The following is a 21293-nucleotide window of genomic DNA, read 5'->3' as shown; positions in this document are numbered from 1 at the left end:
GATGGCTTTCCGCTCGACGCGGCCGGGCACCGGACCGAACACGAGACCGGGATCATCGAGGCGGACGAAACCTTCTAGCTCGACCTCTGTAAAGGCCAGCGGCGCTTACCCCAACCAGCCCGCGTGCCGTGCTTGACTGCTCTGGCTGCATATATGTTTATCAGAGCTTATTCGTTGTCAGTTCTGGTGAGGAGATCTGACAATCGCGTCTCTTAAAACGTTGCTCCCCGGCATCTTGCCGCAGGCAAACAGAGGTCGATACCGTCACGCGGCAAGGCGACCAGATGTGCCGGGGGCGTCCAGACAAAGATCATTCCGGAGTGGGCATGACGGTTGTGGCAATTACCCCGTTGAACGACAAGACAAATGGCTGGAGCCGCATTTTGCCGCCGCGTCAGCCGCGGCCCACGCTGGATCACGATCTGGTGGTCGATTGGGTCGTGGTCGGGGCTGGGCAGGCAGGCCTGGCGGCGGCCCGGAGGCTGGCAGAGAACCGGCCGGGCGACTCGATCGCGCTGGTCGAGGCCGGTACGGCAGGTGAAGGCGCCCAGGGCCGCAACGCCGGTTTTATCATCGATACGCCACACAACGTGGGTAGCTCCCTCGGCGAACTATCGGCAGCACGCGATCATGTGACGCTGGCACGCACAGCCATCGCCAGTCTGGAAGAGCAGGTCCGAAAATACGACATCGAATGCGACTGGGACCCGGTTGGCAAGTTGCATACGGCGGTTTCCTCCCACGGTATCAAGGAGATTCTCGAGCCGACGCGCCAGGTTCTGGATTCGCTGAACGAGCCTTACACCTGGTTCGAGGGCAAGGCGCTGCATAAACGGATCGGATTCAATCACTTTTCCGCCGGTATCTACACGCCGGGTGCGGTGCTGGTCAATCCGGCCGCGCTTTCGCGCGGACTGGCCGACAATCTGCCGGCGAACGTCACTCTCTATGAAAACACCCCGGTGACAGCGGCGCAATTCGGTCCCGAAATACGCCTGAGTACGCCGCACGGAACGATTCGTGCCGGCAAGGTAATCCTTGCAGTAAGTGTTTTCGCCAGTCAGTTCGGCGTACTGCGCAATCGCCTGATCCCGATTTCCGCCTGCGGCAGCCTGACGCGTCAGCTGACCGAGGAAGAGCAGAGCCGGCTGGAAGGTCTGCGCTCATGGGGGCTGACTCCGGCCAATGCCTTTGTCGGTGTCACGGTGCGGCGCACGCGCGACCAGCGCATCCTGATCCGGCAGGACATGCGCTACGAGCCGAGCCTGCAGCGCGACAGCGAATCGTACAAACCGGTCGCCGCGCACCATCAGGAACTGTTCGACCATTGGTTCCCGGCCCTGAAGGGGGTAAGCATCGAGCACACCTGGTCCGGTTTCATTTGTGTTTCGCGCAATGGTGGTGCCGGCTTTGGCGAAGTCGCCCCCAATGTCTATGCCGCTGTCTGCGACAACGGTCTGGGGTGGACCAAGGGGACCGTATCCGGCCTGTTGATCGCCGACAAGGCGACCGGGGTCGACAACCCTTTGATCGCAACCTACGAAGCCTTCAGTCAGCCATCCCGGCTGCCGCCTCGTCCGTTCCTTGATGTCGGGGTGCGTGCCCGGTTCTCCTGGGAACTGTGGAGCAACCGGCGCGAAGCCTGACTCGACGGGACAGTAAAGCTTTGGCCTCCTCCTACCCAACCTGATTGTTTCTGATGCTCACTCAGCAGTTATTAAATGGCTTGGTGACAGGCAGTACCTATGCCTTGTTCGCCCTTGGCTTCACCTTGGTGTTCGGGGTGTTGCACGTACTCAACCTGGCGCATGGCGCCGTGTTCATGGTCGGCGCATTTGCCGGTCTGTACTCGGTGACCGCCGCCGGCCTGCCGCTGCCTGCGGCGCTGGTCATCGCCATGCTGGTCGGCGGGCTGGTCAGCGTCGCGGTCGACTGGCTGGCCTTGCGCCCCCTGCGCCAGCGCGGGACGACCGAGTTCGCGGCGATCATCTCGTCGCTGGGTATCGCCCAGGTGTTGATGAGTGCGGGGCAGGCGGTATCGCAGACGCAAATCATGCGCTTCCCATTCGGCACCTTTCCGGTGGTGATCTACCAGTTCTGGGGGCTGCGCATTTCCTTGTTGCAGATTGTCATCCTGCTGCTTTCCCTTGCCCTCGCGCTGGCGCTGCTGCTGTTCCTGTTTCGTACCGATTTTGGCCGGCAGATCCGGGCGGTGGCGATTTCCGAGCGTACCGCTTCGTTGCTGGGCATCCGCCCCGGACTGGTCTATTTCCAGACCTTCTTCATCTCGGGCGCGCTGGCCGGTGCGGCTGGGGTGATCATCGGCCTGGCTTTCAATTCCGTGCATTTCCTGATGGGCGAGCCCTACCTGCTGCGCGCCTTCGTGGTCATCGTCCTGGGCGGTCTGGGTAGCATCGGCGGAGCGTTGGTGGGCGGCTTGCTGCTGGGCCTGGTGCAGACCTTCTCGGTCAGTTATCTGTCCTCGTCGCTGAGCGATGCCATCACCTACAGCTTGTTGTTCGGCATTCTGCTGCTGCGCCCGTCCGGCCTGTTCGGCAAGCTGCACATCGAAACCCGGGTGGTGCGCGCATGAGCGGATTCATTCTCGGGCATTTGTCCCTGTTCGAACTGGTCCTGGTCAGCGGGGTGCTGGCCTACAGCCAGTACATCGTCCTGCGCGCCGGGGTGTTCTCCATGGCCACCGCCGGGTTCGCGGCGCTGGGCGCCTATGCCGCAGCACTGCTGGCGGTGCGGCTCGAGTTTCCCGTTTGGGCGGGGCTGTTCGCCGCCGCGCTGCTCGGCGCCGCCGCCGGCCTCGTGCTGGCCTGGCCGCTGGCCCGCCTGCGCGGAGTGTTTCAGGCCATTGCCACGCTAGCTTTCGTGCAAATCGTCATGTCCATCGGGCTGTACTGGGAATCGCTGACCGGAGGGGCGCTGGGCCTGAACGGCATTCCCAAGCTGGTACACCTCGGCCATCTGCTGGTCGTACTGGCCATCGTTCTATACGTGCTGCGGGCGGTATCGCGCACTGGTATCGGCCGCGCCTTCGACACCATCCGCCAGGATGAGACGGTGGCGGTGTCGCTGGGCATCTCGGTGGTTGGCTACCAGCGCCTGGCCTTCGTGCTCAGTGGCGCACTGGGCGGCCTGGGGGGCGGGCTGATCGCCTATCGCAATTACTCGCTGGTGCCGGAGGATTTTGGTTTTCCGCTGCTGATCGCCGCGCTCAGCTTCGTGGTGCTGGGCGGCCGTAACGCGGTACTCGGCCCGTTGGTCGGAGCCTTGATCCTCACCCTGTTGCCGGAAGTGGCGCGGCCACTGGCGGACTATCGTCTGGCGGTCAACGGCGTACTGATGGTTCTGGCTATCATCTACTGGCCGTCCGGCGTGGTCGATTCGGTAATCCTCCACTGGCGCCAGCGCAAGGCCGCGCACCCACCGGCCGAGGTGACGCCATGAGCGGATTGATCCTGCGCAACGTGAGCCGCCAGTTCGACGGCCTGCTGGCGGTCGGTGATGTGTCGTTCTCGGTGTTGCCCGGGCGGATTACCGGGTTGATTGGCCCCAACGGCGCAGGCAAGACCACGATGGTCAATCTGATCAGCGGGCTGTTGCGCCCCACGCAGGGGACGATTCACCTGGACGGCAAGGACATCTCGACGATCGAGCCGGCCGAAGTGGCCCGCCATGGCATTGCACGCACCTTCCAGACCATCCGCCTGCTGAAGGAGGCCAGCGTGCTGGACAACGTGGTGGCGGGTTTCCACCGCCATGAACGCAGTTCCTGGCTGGCTGCGCTGCTCGGCATGCCGGCGGCCCGCCGGGAAACCACCGAGCTGGGCGAGCGGGCTGCCGAACTGCTGCGTCAGTTCAACATGCTGCAATACGCTGACCAAGCCGCCGGTAATCTGTCCTATGGCCACCAGCGGCGTGTGGAGATGATGCGCGCGCTGGCCACCGGGCCGCGCCTGTTGCTACTCGATGAACCCGTTGCCGGGATGAACGACCGCGAGGCGGATGCGCTCGGCGAGATTTTCAGCGTGCTGGCCGCCGATGGCCTGGCGGTGCTGCTGATCGAACACAACATGCGCTTCGTCATGTCGCTGTGCCAGGAACTGCATGTGCTCGATGCCGGGCGCCTGATTGCCTCCGGCGAGCCGCATGCAGTGCGGGCTGAGGCGGCGGTGGTCGCGGCCTATCTGGGAGGTTGATCGATCATGCTGAAACTGAACAAGCTCGCCACGTCCTACGGCCGCATCCGGGCGGTACGCGAGGCTTCGCTGCACGTGGAGCCGGGCGAACTGATCGCACTCATCGGCCCCAACGGCGCCGGCAAGAGCACACTGCTCAACACCATCAGTGGCCTGCTGCGGCCTGTGGGCGGCACGGTACATTTCTTCGACCAGGACATCACCGGCTGGCGTGCCGACAAAGTGGCGCGCGCCGGATTGCTTCAGGTGCCGGAAGGGCGCCAGGTGCTGGGCCCGCTGACCGTCGAAGACAACCTGCTGCTGGGACGCCAGGCGTTGGCCGGGCGCGAGTCGCGCCACGCGCTGGATGATGTGTATGCCCTGTTTCCGATCCTGCACGAGCGCAGCCGGCAGAAGGCCGGCACGCTGAGCGGCGGGCAGCAGCAGATGCTCGCCATCGGCCGCGCACTGATGGGCGGACCGCGCCTGCTGGTGCTCGACGAGCCCAGCCTGGGGCTCGCGCCGATCGTCGTCAATCAGGTCTTCGAGGCCTTGCAGACCCTGCGGCAATGCGGCCTGACCATTCTGCTGGTCGAGCAGAACGCCAGTCTGGCGCTGGCCGTCAGCGACCGCGCCTACGTCATGGAGCACGGCCGCATCGTCCTTGACGGCCCCAGCCAGGATTTGCGCCACGACCCGCGCATCATCGAGCACTACCTGCCCTCGGTGGAGGGTGCCGCGTCGGCCGATGCGGCAGTTTGAACCTGTTCGTCTCTCTTACCCCCTGGAGTCATTCATCGTGAAGAAACACCTGATCCCCTTTCTTTCTGCGGCCGCACTGACGGCCTCGACCCTGCTCTCCACACCCGCGCATGCGCAAGAGGTCGTGGTCGGCGTGCCGATTTCGTCGTCGGGCATCTTCTCCTTCGCCAACCTGCCGGCGCGCAACGGCATCACGCTGGCCGCCGAGGAGGTCGCCAAGTCCGGCGAGCTCGGTTCCGCCAAGATAAAATTGCTGCTGGAAGACACCAACAGCGACAAGAATCAGGCCGTGAATCTGGTAAATCGCTTCATCAACACCAACAAGGCCGTGCTGATCCTGGGTTCGACCTCGACCGTGGAAGCCCAGGCCTATCTGCCTATTGCCCAGAGCAAGAAGATTCCTGCCCTGACCCAAGCCTCGGGCGACGTGGCAGTGATCGGCGACTGGATTTTCAAAGCCAACGCCGCGCCGGCGAAGATCATGGAAAGCCTGGCGCTGCGCTATCTGAAGGACTACCAGCCCAAGCGCGTCGCCTATATCTTCAACCGCGATAACGAATCCTACGTACAGCAGAAGGACGGCGTCAAAGGGCGCCTCGAGCAGGCCGGCGTCAAGACGGTGCTGGAGGAAACCATCGTCGGTGCTGACACCGACTTCAGCGCACTCGTCACCAAGGTCGTGGCACAGAATATCGACACCCTGGTCATATCGACCACCGGCGAAGTCACGGCCAACATCATCATTCAGGCAAAACAGGCCGGCCTGCCGCCTTCGGTACGTATCGTCGCAACGCCTTCCGCCGGTTCGCACCAGTTCCTGAAGGTGGGCGGCTCGGCGGTGGAAGGCGTGATTTTTACCTCGGATTACTTCATCGGTAATCCTTCCCGGCTGAATCAGGAGTTTGTCAGCGCCTACAAGAAGAAGTACGGCATCGAACCCGACAATTTCGCCGCGATCGGTTACACCGTCTTCAAGACCGCTGCCGCCGCGATCAAGACTGCCGGGCCGGATTACAGCCCGGAATCGATCCGCAAGGGGCTTGCCGGCATCAAGAATCTGCCCACCGTGCTGGGTAACGGATCGCTGACCCAGACCACAACGCGCACACCAGCCTACGACGGCGTTGTACTCACCGTCCGCGACGGCAGGTTCGTCCCGCTGTAATCGCCGTATCGGCGGACAGGCCGGCGATGCGCCTGTCCGCCATTTTCGATCCGCTGCCTTGTCAGCGGCAACCAGACGATATCAACCGATGACCTCATTCGCCCGCAAACCTGATCACCTTATTTCCGCACAAGTCTTGTCCGGCCTGAGCGGCTCGTCCCCGAACGATCTCCTGGTCGCCGATTGTTCGTTCGATCTGCAGAATCCCGGGCAGGGATATCTGGTCTATCAACAGGCTCATATTCCCGGTGCCATCTATGTGCACCTTGACCGCGATCTGTGCGGTGCCAAGACCGGAGGCAACGGCAGGCACCCGCTCCCCGATCGGGATGCCTTCATCGAGCGGGTCCGGGAACTCGGGATCGGCAACGACACCCAAGTCGTCGCTTACGATAATGCCGGCGGTCCTTATGCCGCCCGTCTCTGGTGGCTGCTTCGCTGGATCGGGCATGGCAAGGTTGCGGTGCTCGACGGTGGTCTGGAAGGATGGCGACAGGCCGGTTACGAGACGACAAACGGGAGCGCCGGGAGCCGGAGGCAACGCACCGAGTTTTCCGCCGGGGCCAGCCTGGTCAGGACCGCGAACTTCGACGACGTTCGCGAAAATATTGCCTCCCGTCGGGCATTGGTGATCGATGCGCGTGCGCCGGACCGATTCCGCGGTGAGAATGAAACGATCGATCCGGTTGTCGGACACATTCCCGATGCGGTGAATCGCTTTTTCCGGGACAACCTCGATGCTTTCGGCTTTTTCAAGCATCCGGACCAACTTCGCGCTGAATTCGCCACTGTTCTTGGTGTCTGGAACAGTGGCCAAGTCATCAACCAGTGCGGTTCCGGTGTAACGGGGTGCCACAATCTACTGGCCATGGAAATTGCCGGGCTCGGGGATGCCGCGCTTTATCCCGGCTCATGGAGCGAGTGGGTTGCCCAGCCGGGGGCTCCCGTCGCAACAACGACCGCGCGCTAAATCATCAGGCGTGTGAAGGCGAAGGGGTGGCGAGCGTCCCAAAGAGGCGTTCGCTTCGTCAGCCGTCCGGGCTTCGTTGTTGGCTTGCCCGGCGCCTTCAGATCACCAGCTGCGTCCCTAGTTCGACGACGCGGTTGGTCGGAATATGGAAGAAGTCGCTGGCGCTGGTGGCGTTTTTCGACATCACGGCGAACAGGCGGGCGCGGAGCGGCTGCATGCGCTTGGTCATCGATGGTACGATGGTTTCGCGGGAGAGGTAGAACGTCGTTTCCATGATGTCGAAACGTTCGCCGAAGCGCTTGCATTGCTCGAGCGCGCCCGGTACGTCCGGACTTTCCATAAAACCGTAACGGACGATCAGGCGGATGAAGCCACGGCTCATCCGATGCAGGTAGATGCGGTCCATGTCGTTGACATGCGGGGTGGCCATTGTCTGCACCGTGAGCAAGACCACCCGCTCATGCAGTACCTGGTTGTGCTTCAGGTTGTGCAGCAGGGCCGGCGGTACGCCATCCTTGGCGCTGGTCATGAAAACGGCGGTACCGTCTATGCGGTGGACGTCGTCGATGCTTTGCAGGAAGTCGTCCATCGGGATGCTTTGCTTGGCCATTTCCTGCGAAACGAGGGCGCGGCCGCGCCGCCAGGTGGTCAGCACGGTGAAGGAAACCAGACCCATGGCAATCGGGAACCAGCCGCCCTCGGGGATCTTGATCGCATTGGCGGCGAAGAAGGCGAGGTCGACGGTGAGCAGGGCACCGGCGACGATGAAGACAACGACACGGTTCCACTTCCACAAAAGCACCATAACGAAGGCGACCAGGATGGTATCGATCAGCATCGTGCCGGTGACGGCGATGCCGTAGGCGGCGGCGAGGTTGGAGGAATTCTTGAAGCCGATGACCAGCGCGACGACCGCCAGATACAGCGACCAGTTGGTGAAGGGTACGTAAATCTGGCCTTCTTCCATGCCCGAGGTGTGGATGATCTGCATGCGCGGCAAGAGGCCCATCTGGATCGATTGGCGGGCTACCGAGAAGGCGCCCGAGATGACCGCCTGCGAGGCGATCACGGTGGCCATGGTGGCGAGGAAGACCATCGGCACGATCGCCCAGTCCGGCGCCAGATGGAAGAAGGGGCTCTGGATGGCGGCCGGATCGATGAGCAGCAAGGCGCCTTGGCCGAAGTAGTTGAGGACCAGGGCTGGCATGACGAAGCCGAACCAGGCGAGGCGGATCGGGAAGCGCCCGAAATGGCCCATGTCGGTGTACAGCGCCTCACCGCCGGTCACGGCGAGTACGACCGAGCCGAGCGCCAGGAAGGCGAGGCCGGGATAGGTGACGATGAAATAGATCGCGAAGATCGGGTTCAGGGCCTCCAGCACGTGCGGGTTCTGCGCGATCTGCATGACGCCCAAGGCGCCGAGGATGCTGAACCAGGCGACCATGACCGGACCGAAGAACAGGCCGACGGTGCCGGTGCCGCGCTTCTGGATGAAGAACAGGCCGGTCAGGATGGCGAGCGTGATCGGGATGACGTAGGGCTTCAGCGTCGGGGTGATGATCTCCAGGCCCTCGACGGCGGAAAGCACCGAAATGGCCGGCGTGATCATGCTGTCGCCGTAGAACAACGCCGCCGCGAAGATGCCGAGCAGCGTGACGATCCACGCCAGGCGCGGATTCTTGGCGCGTTCGGTGACCAAGGCGAGGAGGGCCAGCGAGCCGCCTTCGCCGCGGTTGTCGGCGCGCATGATGATCGCCACATACTTGATGGTGACCAGCACGATGATCGACCAGAAGACCAGCGACAGGACGCCGAGAATGTTTTGCGGCGTAACCGGGATCGGGTGATGACCGTTGAAAATTTCCTTCAAGGCGTAGAGCGGGCTGGTGCCGATGTCGCCGAAGACGACCCCGATGGCTGCGACGGTCAGAGCCGGCAGCGCTTGGCGTTGATGCATGATTTCCCCTGGTGCGCCTGAGCCGCGATGAATGATTTATTGACGACCAGGCCAGACCGCCAATCTAGCACTTCAGTCATATCTTGGGTATGGCTCGGCGCGCTCGGGGACGATGATCTCAGCGATTCGGGCGGCGGCGCAGCAGGTGGATGACGATGAAGCTGAGCACCGCTTCGCCACGCTGGTTGATCGCCTGATACTTCAGTCGGGCAATGCCGCGGTCCGCCTTTGATGCCGAGGGCCGCACTTCCAGCACCTCGATTTCGCTGTGTAGCGTATCGCCCGGCCGGACCGGCGCCAGCCAGCGCAATTCGTCGATGCCCGGCGAACCCATGCTCGACTCGGCCAGGACGCCGGACTGGATGAACAGCCTGAAGCAGATCGCCAGGCTCTGGAACCCGCTGGCAATCAGTCCGCCGTAAGGCGATTCGGCCGCCGCATTGGCATCGAGGTGGAACGGCTGCGGATCGTAACGCCAGGCGAAATCGATGATCTCGGCTTCAGTCAGCGTCACGCCCGGCGTAGTGAATTGCTGGCCGGGCGTCAGGTCGTCGAGGTAACGGCTATCCATGGTTGGTCTCCTGGGAGGTATGTTGGAGGGTGAGTTTCTTGGGCAATCCGTTGTCAAGTGACAGCAGAAACTCATCGCCCTGAATCCCGCGCATCTTGTTGACCGTCATGTTCAATCTCTTAGGCAGAATGATTCGATCAAGTTTTCCGCCTCGTCCAGCAACCACCATTCGCCGCCGGTGTCGGTGTCCGCGAAATAAAGCCGGTCGTCGGCCTGGGCCAGTCTGGCTAGGGACTGGCGAATCGGCAAGGGGATACGCGGGTCGTCGAAGGCGAATTGCTGGCCGTCCCATTCGGGCAGGCCGCTACGTGGGCGTTTGGAATTGAACATGAACAAGCTTCATTCGGGAGTCGCGGCCTGGGCCAGCTTATCGATCTGAAAGGCGGCGCGCCGGATGGCCGGCGGGTCAAGCAGGGTTGGCCGTTTGCCGGGCAGCAGCAGTTGGCCGCAGTTTTTCGGGTTGATCACGCGCACCATCTCAGTTGAAAAGATTTAGAAGGGCATGCCCTTTCTCCGTTAAGCCGACTAGGCTAGAGGCGACTCGATCAGCTTCCACGAGTTCCTTGCCTGCCGACTTGAAGTCACTCCAGATTCTGCCAACTCTTGAGATATTGGCTTTATTCCCTTCAGCGGAAACGGTTTCTGCGTGTGCCGCACAATCGGCAAGCCCATCTTTAAATGCACTCTTTATGGCTATCCCTCCTCGGATCGGATAGTCATGAATGGCTTTTTCGATGATCGCAAGTTGGCTTAGTAAGAATTCACGAACTGCCTGTGTTATTTCGGATTGTTCAATTTCTCCCCGTAGGCGATGGACAGAGTCAAGAACCCCTTGTAGTTCTTCCATCGATATCTCAGGTTCGGCGGGCAGTATCTCAGCGCAATACCTGAGTGCTAGCCGTGTATCGGCTGGTAGTTGGCTTTTGTGGTTGTTCCAGGTGGCGCTTATATTTGTTAGGGATACTGTCGAACGAACTCGCTGCAAGTGGGGTTCATAGAGTCCTTTCGAGAATGAGGTTGAGGACATCAGTTTTTCAACGAGGTCGATCTCATTACGCAATATCATGAGTTTGGCTATCACCTCATGTGGATCTGTTTGCGCTTTCGCTGCATCAAGACCGAATGCATCTGCCCAGACTGCCGCACTCGAAGTGCTGTCTTGCTTGTGTACGACAATCTCGATCAAACGAGACAGTCGTTTAGCAGGGTTTGCGAATTCGTTCATGTAAGTAGCTCCAGATTAGCGGTTGTTTAACCAACCCATCCACCTTCAGCCTCTTTAGCGCGGCCAAGGGCGGCTAGCATGGCGAGGATTTCGGGAAGTCGTTTTTTCCATGGGCCTTTGCCTGAGAAGCACGCGGCAAGGGCTGTTTCGTTTTGCGGAGTGCTTTGTAGTACGTCCGCGATGGCGCGGACCTGTTCGGGCAGGCCGGGCGGCCAAGGGCGTTTGCTGCCGGCGGCGGGTGTGGCGGTCGACGGCGGATTTTCGGGCAAAACCATTTTGCCCTGTTGCGGCGTGTCGACCGGCTGGCCGGCCGGGGGCGCGGCGGCGCCCGGATGCTGGAAGTCGGGGCGCAGCCAGCGGATCAGGCCGCCGGCTTCTTCGCGGGCGCGTTCGGTGTTGAGCGCGACTAGGCGTTCGAGCAGCGCGGCGCTGTCGTCCGGTGCGAGATCGGACCAGCCGTAGGCGGCAAGCACGGCGGCGTCGAGTTCGTCGTGCAACTGGCGCAGCACGGCCACCAGACCCATTTCGTGGATGGCCTTGTCCTTGGCGGTCAACGCCTCGCCAGAGCGCAATTTGCCCAGCACGTTGTACATGCCCGTCAGCGTCAGTTCGGGATGCGCCGCCTGCTGGCGCTTGCGGTGGGCATCGAGTTGCTCGGCGAGGGCGGCGATGCGGGCTTGCTGCTCGGGGCTGGCGGCGGGGAAGGGGAAGGGATCGAAGCAGCGGGATTTGTTGTAGACCGGGCGGTCTTCCAAGGTGCCTCCAGCAGCCAGTGCCCAAACGATGTGCACCTGCGAGGAGAGCACTCCGAGGAAGAAGGCGTCGGTCAGCGCAATGCAGATTAGCCGATGATCAGGTGCAATGTCAGCGTCGAGGAACTGGAAAAGCCGGTGCTTGGCTGTTTCGACGGTGGCGATGTAACGGGGCTGACCGGCAATCGCTGAGCGCAGTGTTTTTCGACATTCAGCGAATAGCCACCATTGACTTTTTAGGCGGGGCCGGTTGTTGTGGTCGCGTTCTGGTTTGACACGCTCAAGTATCCACTGGTAGGCCGCCGGGTAGCGGCTGCGTGCTTCGTCGGCAGTCAGGCCAAAAAAGTCGATAAGAAGTGCTCCGCGGGGCTTGTCGGTCAAGTCCTTGCCATTGCGGTAGGGGCGGATACGGTCGCAGGGATGTAATTTGATGGCTTCTTCGGCGGGAACGATGAAGCCCGAACCCGCGAGCATGAAGCCCATTGACGAAATCATTTCGTTGGCACGTAGTTGTTTTGCGCTAACAACATCGGCGCCAATGGTTAGGTCGGCGTGGATGCGGCCGGTTTTCTCGGTCAGTTCAATGTGCACGGCATCGGCTTCCGCTCCGCCTTCTTCAACGACGGTTTGCAGCGTTCCCGGCGCGTCGCCGGGCTGGGCGACGGTCATCGCGATGCGCACGGCGGCGCCGCTGGTGGCATCGACCCAGGGGTGGTCGGGAATGGCCCAGGCGAGGCTGAGCGGCGGTTCGCCGTTGAGGTGCTGTTCGAGGATGCGGCGGTTGAAAGTCTGCGTGATGCTGTTGGTGGTGATGAAGCCGAAGCGTTTGGCATGTCCGTGGCGGGTCAGGCCGGCGGCGTGGTGCCACCAGAACATCACGAAATCGGCCGATTCCGGCACCTCCGGCCAGGCGGCGCGCAGGGCCTCGGTGTAGCCATCGCCGAGGGCGTCGCGCATGCGCTTGTTGCCGATGAAGGGCGGGTTGCCGACGATGTAGTCGGCCTGCGGCCAGGCGGCCGGGCGCGGGTTGCTGTAGCGCTCGAGCGGCACTTGCGCGCTTTCGTCCGGCACCGGCTCGCCGGTGACCGGGTGCGGCTTGGTCGTGCGCCCGTCCCAGCGGCTGAGCAGCTTGCCGGAGGCGTCCGTGGCGAATTCGACGGCATCGCTGGCGAGCACGGCGTCGCGGCATTCGATGTTCTTGAAGTCGCGCAGGATGGGGCTGGGCGGCAGGCCGCTGCCCTGGGTGCGGAAATGCCATTGCAGGTAGCCGATCCACAGCACCATTTCGGCGATGGCGGCGGCGCGCGGGTTGATTTCGAGGCCGAGGAACTGGTGCGGGTCGACGGTGAGGCCTTCGACTTCCAGGCGTTGCTGCGTGTCGCCCAGCTGGGCCAGGGTGTCGAGCACTTCGCCTTCGAGGCGCTTCATGTGCTCGAGCGTGACGTAGAGGAAGTTGCCGGAGCCGCAGGCCGGGTCGAGGACGCGGATGTTACACAGCTTGTGGTGCCAGGTGCGGACGAGGTCGGCGGCTTGACTGAGCTTGTCTTCGTTGGCGAGCAGCAGCGCGGCGGCCTGGGTGTCGTGCCAGTCGGCGCGCAGCGGTTCGATGACGGCGGGCAGGATCAGGCGGTCGACGTAGGCGCGCGGCGTGTAATGCGCGCCGAGGTCGTGGCGTTCAAGCGGGTTGAGGGCGCTTTCGAGCAGGGTGCCGAAAATGGCTGGTTCGACTTCGGCCCAGTCGGCGCGGCTGGCTTCGAGCAAAAGTTCGATTTGCGCCCGGTCGACCGGTAAAACTTCGGGATTTTTGAACAGCTTGCCGTTGAAGCGTGGCAACTGGGCGCGCACGGCGACCGAGAACTGGCCTTCGTCCATCGCCTTCCACAGTTCGGCGACCAGCGGCACGAATTGTTCCGGCGCGTTGTGCAGGGTCTTGAGCAGGCCGGTGAAGGCGCCTTCGTTGTCGATCTTGGGCAGCAGGCCGACGTCTTCGGCAAACATCGAGAACAGGCAGCGCGAGAGAAAGGCGGCGACGCGCTCGGGTGGGTATTTGCCTTCCAGCGACTGGGCAACGCGCGCCAGGCGCACCGCGATGTCGCGCGTGGCGCGGGCGGTGCGGCGCGCCGGGTCGAGGCTGTGCGGGTCGCTCCAGACGGCCTTGAGACGGGCGCGGATTTCCGGCCGGGCGAGATCGTCGAGCTTGATGCGGTGGCTGCGCGGATCGGGAAAGGGCGTGTAGCTGCCGCCGGTGCAGGTGAATTCGGCGTAAAGCTCGATGACGTGGCCGACATCGAGGACGACCAGGAAGGGCGGCCGGCCTTCGTCGGCGGGCAGGTGGCGGGCGTAGTTTTCGGCCTGGCCGCGGGCGCGCAGCATGGCGTCGTCGAACATGCGGGTTTCGGCGCCGGCGCGGATTTTCTTGGCTTCGCCGATGAAGCTGCCGCGCTTGTAGCAGTCGATGAAACCGTTACTGGTGCTGCCATCGCCGTGGTGAAAGACGACCCGGCGCTCGAAGACGTAAGGGTTGTCTCGAGTGTCTACGTTCGCCGGCTGGGGTTTGTCGACTTCCAGAAGGTCGCAGAGATCGGCGATGAAAAGCTGGTAATTGGCGCGTTCGGAGCCGCCGGCATGGCGCCAGCGGCTGAGGAATTGGTCGATTTGCATGACGGGATTCTAACCCGCCCTAATATTCGCCGATGAGCTTGTCTATGGCTGGCTTGATTTTGGCGCGGTCGGCAATGCTTAACGCGCCGACCGGGTCGCGCAGGCGACTGTTGTCGATAGCGAATATTTCGTCGGCGGACAGGACGAAGCTGCCGGAGCCGGGTACTTCGACGAGCGGACACATGATTTCCACCGGCGGGGCATCGGCGCGTAGCGGGATGACAACCGAGGCGCCGGTTCGACTGCTGATATGGTTGTTCTGGATGACCAGAAGGTAGGGAATCTCGGCTTTTTTCTGGCCAGGGTTCGGGAAGATGTCGAACTGCGGCATCGGTCAGATGCGGTCGAATTCTTCGCCGGCCAGGCCGGTCTGGGCGATCAGCTTGCCGTGCTGGACGAGCGCCTCGGAATTTCGTTCCAGCCAGCTACGGTTTTCCAGGGTTTCCAGCAGATCGCTGAATAGTTTCTCGGCATGAGCGGAGAGATTGATCTGCTGCTTGTACGGTTCCAGGCGCTCCAGCAGTTCCTGGCTGATCGAAAGGGAGAGGCGGCCTTTACGGCCGGTGTTGAGTTCGCTGGTCAGCATGATAAGCCTCTGTGTATATTCATGCGCATGATCGTGCGCTCAATGATCATGGGCGTCAAGCTATGGGTTCGCGCACTCGGCCACCAACTCGTCGCCACCTCGCCCGCAAGGCGTGAAGGTGCCGGAGACCGGCCAGGGGGTGCCGTCGTTGTCCATCTGCGCGGCGAGGGTGTCCCAGAAGATCACGCCGGATTTGTCGAGCCTCAGGCGGAGCAGCCAGCCGCGTTGGGCGTTGGCGTAGTCGAAGCCGTCGAAAACGAAATTGCCGAGGCTATAGATGATCGGTTTGCCCTTGTAGGTTTCGGCGCCCTGGGTGACGTGCGGGTGGCCGCCGACGACCAGCGCGGCGCCTTCGTCGATCATTCGGCGGGCCAGCGTTTTCTGCCGCTCGCCCGGCTGGGTTTCCTTTTCCCAGCCCCAGTGCATGAAGGGGATGACCAGATCGGCGCCGGCCGCCTTGGCGGCGCGGATGTCGGCGATCACCTGATCGTCCTCGCTCCAGGCGATGCCCGGCCAGTTGGCGCCGGCTTCGAAGGCGCGCGGCTTGAATTCGTTGTAGGCGAGCACGGCGATCTTCAGGCCCTTGCGGTCGATCCATAGCGGCCGGTGGGCTTCGCCGAGATTGCGGCCGCCGCCGAAATGGGCGATGCCGGCGTTGTCGAGATGGCGGATGGTTTCCAGGAAGGCGTCGCGACCGTAGTCGCCGGAGTGATTGTTGGCCAGCGCGACGGCATCGAAGCGGCCTTGCAGCGCCGGCAGCACGCGCGGTTTGGCGTGGAAGTTGTAGATCTTGTTGTCCTGCGGGCTACCGCTTTCGGCAATCGGGCATTCGAGATTGCCGATCCGGTAGTCGGCTTCCTTGAGGATGCTCGCGAAGGGCTGCAGCGGGTCGCCGCCTTGGCCGATCAGGCGGCCGGGGCCGTCGTCGAGCATGATGTCGCCGGCGAAGATCAACGTGACCGGCTCGGCATGCAGGTTGAAAGCGAGCAGAACGGCGATTGCCGCCAGCCATGGCTTTCTCATCTTGGTGGTGGGGTAGAGGCTTTGACTCATTTCGCTGCCGCGTCCTTCAGCTCGCACCAGTATTGCAGTTCGCCGTCGCGCACCGGTTCATAGACGAAGTGCAAGCCGCTGAAGCCGTAGCCCGGCTGCCGCGGGGCATCGCCGTGCGGCAGGGTGGCGGCCGGCGGATAACGGTAGCTGGCCTGGTGGATGAGCACCGGGCCGGCGTCGCGATCGGCATAGGCGTAGAGCTTGATGCCGGCAAGGTCGGCCGGTTCCTGACGGAAAACGATGCGGAACAGGAAGTAGGAGCCGACGGCAACTGGCGCCACGCTGTAGGGATCGGTGCTCGGCCGGGCTTCGACGACCTGCGTTTCACCGCCGTAACTCAGGTGGCAGACGACGCTTTGCGCCTGCGCCGTGGCCGCGATGCATACCGCGATCAGCCCGCCGAGGTGCCTAGCGCGCCTTGCCACTGCCGACCTGCTTGAGCTGCATGGCGACATGCAGTGGCTGGCCGTTGTGCAGCGCCGGGTAGGATTTGTCGCTGACGAACAGCAGCTTGCCGCGCCGCTCGATGCGGGCGGACACGGTGACCTGGGCCTTCTTGCCGATCAGGTCGCGGTCGATGGTGGCGGCGAAGGGGATCGGCACCTGCCGGCCGCCGAGTTCGATGCGTTGCTCGGCCAGTTGGCGGGCTCGGCCACCGGCCCGGGCGATGTCCTGAATGCGGACGATCAGGATGGCATCGGGCGGCAGGGCGATGCGCTGGCGGTAGGTGATGCTGCCGGCAATGTCGAGGAAGCTGCTGCTGGCCGGCGTTGCCGTGGCCTGGGGCGGCGGGGTGGTGCCCTGGGTACAACGGCGGGTGTTGCCCTTGCCGTCGTCGAAAATCGCTTCGTCGCCCTGGGTCTGCAGGCGGATGTTGTCGGCCCGGTACAGCGCGCCGGAGGCGGCCGGGACTTGCGGCAGCGTCAGTTCGCTATCGGAGAAGTGCAGGGTGGCTTGCGGTGGACCATCGCCGGCCGGGGCAAACGAGATGTCGATGCGGCTGCCATTGTCGCAGGCGTAGGGCAGGCGCTCGCCGGCGGCGAGTGCGGTCAGCGGGAGCAGAAGGAAAGGGAGCAGGTAGCGTTTCATGCGGTGTCCGTGAGGCGTTGCCATTGCCCATCGACGAGACCTTCGATGGGCTGGAAGTCTTTCTTGTAGGCCATTTTCCGGCTTTCGGCAATCCAGTAGCCGAGGTACAGGTAAGGCAGGCCGAGCGCCTCGCACTGGCTGACTTGCCAGATGATGTTGTAGACGCCGTAGCTGGCGCCGGCGATTGCCGGGTCGTAGAAGGTGTAAACCGAGGACAGCCCGTCGTCGAGCACGTCGATCAGGCTGACCATGCGCACTACGCCGTCTTCGGAAAACTCGATCAGCCGGGTATCGACGCGGCTTTGCAGCAGGAACTGGGCGTACTGCTCGTGGCTGTCCTCGTCCATGCCGCCGCCGGGGTGGCGGGCCTGCTGGTAGCGGTTGTAGAGGGCGTAGTGTTTGTCGAGAAAGACCAGCGGCAACTCGAGCGCTTTCAGATTGCCGTGTTTCTTCACCGCCCGGCGCTGGCTGCGGCGCAGTTGCAGTTCGGCCACCGGCAGGCGGACCGGTGTGCAGGCCTGGCAATTGTCGCAGCGCGGCCGGTAGGTAAAGATGCCGCTGCGCCGGAAGCCGGCGCGGACCAGTGAACTGTAGATTTCGGCATTGATCAGGTGGGCCGGCGTGGCGACCTGCGAGCGTGCCTGACGCTCCGGCAGATAGCTGCACGGATAAGGCGAGGTGGCGTAGAACTGGAGCAGCGAGAAGGGTAGCGCTGCGTCGTCCGGGCGGGCCATGGTTACCAGTCCAGCGCCAGATCGGCGGCTGACCACCGGGCGCGCGATCCCGCTTCGCCGGTCAGTGCCTGCAAGTGGCTCAGGAAATCCGAGCGCGGAATTTCGCGGCCACCCAGGGAGGCAAGGTGCTCGGTACGCATCTGGCAATCGATCATGGCGAACTCATGCGTGACAAGGTAGCGGATAAGGTGAGCGAAGGCGATCTTCGAGGCGTCGCTGCGGTGAGAGAACATCGATTCGCCATAGAACATCCGCCCGATGGCGAGGCCGTACAGACCGCCAACCAGATGGCCCTCGCTGTAGGTTTCGACCGAGTGCGCCCAGCCAAGTTCGTGCAAACGAATGTAGGCGCCCATCATGTCCGGCGAAATCCAGGTGCCGTCCTGCCCGGGGCGCGGCGTTTCGGCGCAGCCGGCAATGACCCCGGCGAAGTTGCTGTCGAAACGGACTTCAAAGCGGCCGGCACGCAGCGTCTTGCGCAGCGAGCGGGTGAGGCGGAACTCTTCGGGAAAAAGCACCATGCGCGGGTCGGGGCTGTACCAAAGCGGGTGGCCCTCGACGGTGCCCCACGGGAAAATGCCTTGCCGATAGGCGTTGAGCAGACGGTCCGGAGAGAGGTCGCCGCCAATCGCCACCAGCCCGCCCATGTCTTCCCGGGCGGTCTCGACCGGCGGGAATGTCGAATGCGGACCGAGAAAGGGAATCATCAAGCGGGGTCGCGTTTAGCGGGGGGCGTTTTCGGCCAGCCAGGTGATTGGCCGGGGTTGCTGTTCGAGCTTGATCTCGCAGGCGGGATCAGTGCATTCGTCATGCTTCTTGAAGGCGATGACATGGTCGGCATCGAGCCGGATGCCGATCTTTTCGCCCAGCGCATGGTTGTGATGCGAAGGCACCAGCGACAGGACCTCGGTGCCGCTGGCCAGGCGCAACGTGTACAGGATGTCGGCGCCGCGGAAGGCTTTGTGCAGCACTTCGGCGTGCACCGGGCTGGCATCGTCATGCACGATGTCGTCGGGGCGCAGCAGGATGTCGACGCGACAGCCGTTGTCGCAATGGTCGCAGGTCTCGCTGCATTCGACCGGGGTGTCGGAAACCAGGGTGCCCAGTTCCATGCGGACGCTGTTGTTGTCGCCAACCGTGCCGGTGACCAGCACGCCCTGGCCGATGAAGTCGGCAACGAAGCGGTTGGCCGGCCGGTGGTACAGGTTGTACGGGATGTCCCATTGCTGGATGCGTCCTTCGTACATGATGCCGATTTCGTCGGCCATGGCGAATGCCTCGTTCTGGTCGTGGGTGACCATCACGGCGGTCGACCCTTCGCGCTTGAGAATTTCGCGCACTTCGACCGAGAGCCGCTCGCGCAGGCCGACATCGAGATTAGAGAAGGGCTCGTCAAGCAGGATCAGTTCCGGCCGTGGCGCCAGCGCCCGGGCCAGGGCAACGCGCTGTTGCTGGCCGCCGGAGAGTTCATGCGGATACTTTTCGCCTTGCCCGGACAGGCCGACCGTCGCCAGCAACTGGCGAACGCGCAGATGGATATCTTCGGTCGGGTTGCGACCGAGTCCGAAGGCGACATTTTGTTCGATGGTCAGGTGCGGAAACAACGCGTAGTCCTGGAAGACCATGCCGATCCGCCGCTTTTCCGGGGCGACGCGCTGGCCGACGGAGCTGACCACTTCGTCGCGCAGGCGGATTTCGCCATCGGCAATATCCTCGAAACCGGCGATGCAGCGCAGCAGCGTGGTCTTGCCGCAGCCCGACGGGCCCAGCAGGCAGGCGATTTTCCCTTGTTCCAGATAGAAATTCACCCCGTCGACAACGGTGTGTTTGCCGTAGCGCTGAACAACGCCATTTAGTTCAAGTTGGGCCATAGCGGTCGATTATAATTCCCATTCACTTCCATGCGCGCAGCCCAATACTCTCCCCTGTTGATCGTCGGCTTCGTCGTCGCCCTGCTGGCCGGGCTGCCGGTAGCGAGCGTCGGCCTCAATCTCTTCGTGAGCGGCACGAGCAGCACCTGGGCGCATCTGGCGCAGACCGTGTTGCCGGAATACATCCTGAATTCGTTGTGGCTGTGCCTTGGGGTTGGCTGCGGCGTCGGCGTGCTCGGCGTCGCGACGGCCTGGCTGACCTCGATGCACGATTTTCCCGGGCGGCGCATTTTCGATTGGGCGCTGGTTCTGCCATTGGCCATGCCGGCCTATGTGATGGCCTACGTCTATACCGATTTCCTGCAGTTCGTCGGGCCGGTCCAGACGGCGTTGCGCGACACTTTCGGCTGGGAGCATGGCGACTACTGGTTCCCCGATATCCGCACCTTGCCCGGCGCGATGTTGATGTTCGTCTGCGTGCTTTACCCCTACGTTTACCTGCTCGCCCGCACCGCCTTTCTCGAACGCGCCAGCGGCATGCTGGAAGCGGCGCGGACGCTCGGCATGGGGCCGTGGCGGGCGTTCTTTTCGGTATCGCTGCCCCTGGCCCGGCCGGCCATCGTTGCCGGCGTGGCGCTGGCGCTGATGGAAACGCTGGCCGACTACGGGACGGTGGCCTATTTTGCCGTCAATACCTTCACCACCGGCATTTACCGCGCCTGGTTCTCGCTCGGCGACCGCGTCGCGGCGGCCCAACTGGCGGCCATGCTGCTCGGTTTCGTGCTTTTCCTGCTGATGGCCGAACGGGTGTCGCGCGGCCGGGCCCGCTACCACAACACCACCGGCCGCAACCGGCCGATGGCCGGGGCTCGTCTGTCCGGCGTGCCGGCTGCATTGGCCGTCCTCGCCTGTGCGCTGCCGCTGCTGCTCGGCTTTCTTCTGCCCGCCGTCCTGCTGCTCAAAATGGCGCTGACCGAGGGCGATGCGCAGTTTGGTGGACGCTTCCTGATGCTGGCCCGGAACAGCTTCGTGCTGGCCGGTGCGACCGCCGTGATCGGCGTTTTTCTGGCGCTGCTGATGGGCTACGGTGCCCGCCTCTCGAAAACGGCTTTTGCCAACGGCTTGAACCGGCTGGTCGGCCTTGGCTATGCGGTGCCGGGGGCGGTGATCGCGGTGGGGGTGCTGATCCCGGTGACGCGCCTCGACAACTGGCTGGTCGGACAGTGGGAGCAATGGTTCGGCTACAACCCCGGTCTGCTGTTGACCGGCGGCATTGCCGCGCTGATCTACGCCTATCTGGTGCGTTTTCTGGCGGTCGCGCTGCATACCGTCGAGTCCAGTCTGGCCAAGATCACGCCGAACATGGATGACGCAGCGCGCAGCCTTGGCCTCGGCCAGGCTGAAACGCTGCGCCGGGTACATGCCCCGATCCTGCGCGGCAGCTTGTTTACTGCCGGTCTGCTGGTGTTCGTCGATGTGATGAAGGAACTGCCGGCGACGCTCGTCATGCGCCCTTTCAATTTCGACACGCTGGCCACCCAGGCCTACACGCTGGCCTCCGATGAGCGGCTGGCCGAGGCATCGACGGCCTCGCTGGCGATTGTCGCGGTGGGCTTGCTGCCGCTGATTGCGCTATCGCGGCAGATTACGGCGGCGCGCCGGGTCTAGCCGGCCGCCTTCCGCCTATTCGCAAGCCCCTGGGTGATG

General features: G+C 63.2%; 22 protein-coding genes. 8 read left to right on the top strand and 14 right to left on the bottom strand.

The features are described 5' to 3' along the window. The first annotated feature begins 326 nt into the window (after positions 1-326). The 7 genes from ACLIKD_RS10720 to ACLIKD_RS10690 all read left to right on the top strand — a co-directional run bounded on the left by ACLIKD_RS10720 (position 327) and on the right by ACLIKD_RS10690 (position 7087). On the top strand, positions 327-1646 hold the full coding sequence (locus tag ACLIKD_RS10720; RefSeq protein WP_428825048.1) for an NAD(P)/FAD-dependent oxidoreductase: 1320 nt from the start codon (positions 327-329) through the stop codon (positions 1644-1646). A gap of 83 nt (positions 1647-1729) precedes the next feature. Beyond that, positions 1730-2593: a branched-chain amino acid ABC transporter permease gene (locus ACLIKD_RS10715; protein ID WP_428825047.1), complete on the top strand. Its 864-nt coding sequence runs from the start codon at positions 1730-1732 to the stop codon at positions 2591-2593. After that, positions 2590-3459 (top strand): branched-chain amino acid ABC transporter permease, encoded by an 870-nt coding sequence (locus ACLIKD_RS10710; RefSeq protein ID WP_428825046.1) that lies wholly within the window; start codon positions 2590-2592, stop codon positions 3457-3459. The genes ACLIKD_RS10715 and ACLIKD_RS10710 overlap by 4 nt, the downstream gene beginning before the upstream one ends. Next, on the top strand, positions 3456-4211 hold the full coding sequence (locus ACLIKD_RS10705; RefSeq protein WP_226470967.1) for an ABC transporter ATP-binding protein: 756 nt from the start codon (positions 3456-3458) through the stop codon (positions 4209-4211). Before ACLIKD_RS10710 ends, ACLIKD_RS10705 begins: the two co-directional genes overlap by 4 nt. A 6-nt stretch (positions 4212-4217) precedes the next feature. Next, a complete protein-coding gene (locus ACLIKD_RS10700; RefSeq protein ID WP_428825045.1) occupies positions 4218-4952 on the top strand; it encodes an ABC transporter ATP-binding protein in 735 nt (244 codons plus the stop codon). 37 nt (positions 4953-4989) lie between these two features. Further along, complete coding sequence (locus tag ACLIKD_RS10695; RefSeq protein ID WP_226470965.1) at positions 4990-6117, top strand: ABC transporter substrate-binding protein; 1128 nt, start codon at positions 4990-4992, stop codon at positions 6115-6117. A gap of 88 nt (positions 6118-6205) precedes the next feature. After that, entirely contained in the window at positions 6206-7087 is an 882-nt protein-coding gene (locus ACLIKD_RS10690; RefSeq protein WP_428828322.1) for a sulfurtransferase, read from the top strand. A gap of 97 nt (positions 7088-7184) precedes the next feature. Here ACLIKD_RS10690 and ACLIKD_RS10685 read toward each other — a convergent pair whose 3' ends face one another. From ACLIKD_RS10685 to ACLIKD_RS10620, 14 genes are all read right to left on the bottom strand, one after another. After that, on the bottom strand, positions 7185-9044 hold the full coding sequence (locus ACLIKD_RS10685) for a potassium transporter Kup (protein ID WP_428828321.1): 1860 nt from the start codon (positions 9042-9044) through the stop codon (positions 7185-7187). Positions 9045-9162: 118 nt separating this feature from the next. Beyond that, a complete protein-coding gene (locus tag ACLIKD_RS10680) occupies positions 9163-9615 on the bottom strand; it encodes a MaoC family dehydratase (RefSeq protein WP_428828320.1) in 453 nt (150 codons plus the stop codon). A gap of 111 nt (positions 9616-9726) precedes the next feature. After that, positions 9727-9945, bottom strand: a complete 219-nt coding sequence (locus ACLIKD_RS10675) for a hypothetical protein (protein ID WP_428828319.1) — start codon at positions 9943-9945, stop codon at positions 9727-9729. Between the two features lie 9 nt (positions 9946-9954). Next, the gene (locus tag ACLIKD_RS10670; RefSeq protein ID WP_428828318.1) at positions 9955-10083 is read right to left on the bottom strand and encodes a hypothetical protein; all 129 of its coding nucleotides are present in this window, start codon (positions 10081-10083) and stop codon (positions 9955-9957) included. Positions 10084-10093: 10 nt separating this feature from the next. After that, positions 10094-10840, bottom strand: coding sequence for a hypothetical protein (locus ACLIKD_RS10665; protein ID WP_428828317.1), 747 nt, complete (start codon positions 10838-10840; stop codon positions 10094-10096). Positions 10841-10866: 26 nt separating this feature from the next. After that, positions 10867-14253, bottom strand: coding sequence for a class I SAM-dependent DNA methyltransferase (locus ACLIKD_RS10660; RefSeq protein ID WP_428828316.1), 3387 nt, complete (start codon positions 14251-14253; stop codon positions 10867-10869). A 19-nt stretch (positions 14254-14272) separates the two neighbouring features. After that, on the bottom strand, positions 14273-14584 hold the full coding sequence (locus ACLIKD_RS10655) for a CcdB family protein (RefSeq protein ID WP_428828315.1): 312 nt from the start codon (positions 14582-14584) through the stop codon (positions 14273-14275). Positions 14585-14587: 3 nt separating this feature from the next. Then, positions 14588-14839: a type II toxin-antitoxin system CcdA family antitoxin gene (locus ACLIKD_RS10650; RefSeq protein ID WP_428828314.1), complete on the bottom strand. Its 252-nt coding sequence runs from the start codon at positions 14837-14839 to the stop codon at positions 14588-14590. A gap of 60 nt (positions 14840-14899) precedes the next feature. Beyond that, positions 14900-15892 (bottom strand): CapA family protein, encoded by a 993-nt coding sequence (locus ACLIKD_RS10645; RefSeq protein WP_428828313.1) that lies wholly within the window; start codon positions 15890-15892, stop codon positions 14900-14902. Further along, positions 15889-16317 carry a hypothetical protein gene (locus ACLIKD_RS10640; RefSeq protein WP_428828312.1) on the bottom strand — a complete coding sequence of 143 codons (429 nt, stop codon included), beginning with the start codon at positions 16315-16317 and terminating at the stop codon, positions 15889-15891. Before ACLIKD_RS10640 ends, ACLIKD_RS10645 begins: the two co-directional genes overlap by 4 nt. Further along, on the bottom strand, positions 16301-16981 hold the full coding sequence (locus tag ACLIKD_RS10635) for a YbaY family lipoprotein (RefSeq protein ID WP_428828311.1): 681 nt from the start codon (positions 16979-16981) through the stop codon (positions 16301-16303). The genes ACLIKD_RS10640 and ACLIKD_RS10635 overlap by 17 nt, the downstream gene beginning before the upstream one ends. Further along, a complete protein-coding gene (locus tag ACLIKD_RS10630; RefSeq protein ID WP_428828310.1) occupies positions 16978-17715 on the bottom strand; it encodes an arginyltransferase in 738 nt (245 codons plus the stop codon). Before ACLIKD_RS10630 ends, ACLIKD_RS10635 begins: the two co-directional genes overlap by 4 nt. A 2-nt stretch (positions 17716-17717) precedes the next feature. After that, positions 17718-18422, bottom strand: a complete 705-nt coding sequence (aat, locus tag ACLIKD_RS10625; protein ID WP_428828336.1) for a leucyl/phenylalanyl-tRNA--protein transferase — start codon at positions 18420-18422, stop codon at positions 17718-17720. Positions 18423-18437: 15 nt separating this feature from the next. After that, positions 18438-19586, bottom strand: a complete 1149-nt coding sequence (locus ACLIKD_RS10620) for an ABC transporter ATP-binding protein (RefSeq protein WP_226416134.1) — start codon at positions 19584-19586, stop codon at positions 18438-18440. 30 nt (positions 19587-19616) lie between these two features. Between ACLIKD_RS10620 and ACLIKD_RS10615 the strand changes: the two genes are divergently transcribed. Continuing rightward, positions 19617-21254 carry an ABC transporter permease gene (locus tag ACLIKD_RS10615; protein WP_428828309.1) on the top strand — a complete coding sequence of 546 codons (1638 nt, stop codon included), beginning with the start codon at positions 19617-19619 and terminating at the stop codon, positions 21252-21254. Positions 21255-21293 lie beyond the last annotated feature (39 nt).

Origin of the sequence: Azonexus sp. IMCC34842 (assembly GCF_050368855.1) — a bacterium.
Classification (GTDB): Bacteria; Pseudomonadota; Gammaproteobacteria; order Burkholderiales; family Rhodocyclaceae; genus Azonexus; species Azonexus denitrificans_A.
This window is presented reverse-complemented; position numbering and strand designations above follow the sequence as displayed.

Coding starts and splice junctions, on each gene's coding strand:
- ACLIKD_RS10720 (WP_428825048.1), top strand. CDS start 327: ATGACGGTTGTGGCAATTACCCCGTTGAACGACAAGACAAATGGCTGG.
- ACLIKD_RS10710 (WP_428825046.1), top strand. CDS start 2,590: ATGAGCGGATTCATTCTCGGGCATTTGTCCCTGTTCGAACTGGTCCTG.
- ACLIKD_RS10705 (WP_226470967.1), top strand. CDS start 3,456: ATGAGCGGATTGATCCTGCGCAACGTGAGCCGCCAGTTCGACGGCCTG.
- ACLIKD_RS10700 (WP_428825045.1), top strand. CDS start 4,218: ATGCTGAAACTGAACAAGCTCGCCACGTCCTACGGCCGCATCCGGGCG.
- ACLIKD_RS10690 (WP_428828322.1), top strand. CDS start 6,206: ATGACCTCATTCGCCCGCAAACCTGATCACCTTATTTCCGCACAAGTC.
- ACLIKD_RS10685 (WP_428828321.1), bottom strand. CDS start 9,044: ATGCATCAACGCCAAGCGCTGCCGGCTCTGACCGTCGCAGCCATCGGG.
- ACLIKD_RS10680 (WP_428828320.1), bottom strand. CDS start 9,615: ATGGATAGCCGTTACCTCGACGACCTGACGCCCGGCCAGCAATTCACT.
- ACLIKD_RS10675 (WP_428828319.1), bottom strand. CDS start 9,945: ATGTTCAATTCCAAACGCCCACGTAGCGGCCTGCCCGAATGGGACGGC.
- ACLIKD_RS10665 (WP_428828317.1), bottom strand. CDS start 10,840: ATGAACGAATTCGCAAACCCTGCTAAACGACTGTCTCGTTTGATCGAG.
- ACLIKD_RS10660 (WP_428828316.1), bottom strand. CDS start 14,253: ATGCAAATCGACCAATTCCTCAGCCGCTGGCGCCATGCCGGCGGCTCC.
- ACLIKD_RS10655 (WP_428828315.1), bottom strand. CDS start 14,584: ATGCCGCAGTTCGACATCTTCCCGAACCCTGGCCAGAAAAAAGCCGAG.
- ACLIKD_RS10650 (WP_428828314.1), bottom strand. CDS start 14,839: ATGCTGACCAGCGAACTCAACACCGGCCGTAAAGGCCGCCTCTCCCTT.
- ACLIKD_RS10645 (WP_428828313.1), bottom strand. CDS start 15,892: ATGAGTCAAAGCCTCTACCCCACCACCAAGATGAGAAAGCCATGGCTG.
- ACLIKD_RS10635 (WP_428828311.1), bottom strand. CDS start 16,981: ATGAAACGCTACCTGCTCCCTTTCCTTCTGCTCCCGCTGACCGCACTC.
- ACLIKD_RS10630 (WP_428828310.1), bottom strand. CDS start 17,715: ATGGCCCGCCCGGACGACGCAGCGCTACCCTTCTCGCTGCTCCAGTTC.
- aat (WP_428828336.1), bottom strand. CDS start 18,422: ATGATTCCCTTTCTCGGTCCGCATTCGACATTCCCGCCGGTCGAGACC.
- ACLIKD_RS10620 (WP_226416134.1), bottom strand. CDS start 19,586: ATGGCCCAACTTGAACTAAATGGCGTTGTTCAGCGCTACGGCAAACAC.
- ACLIKD_RS10615 (WP_428828309.1), top strand. CDS start 19,617: ATGCGCGCAGCCCAATACTCTCCCCTGTTGATCGTCGGCTTCGTCGTC.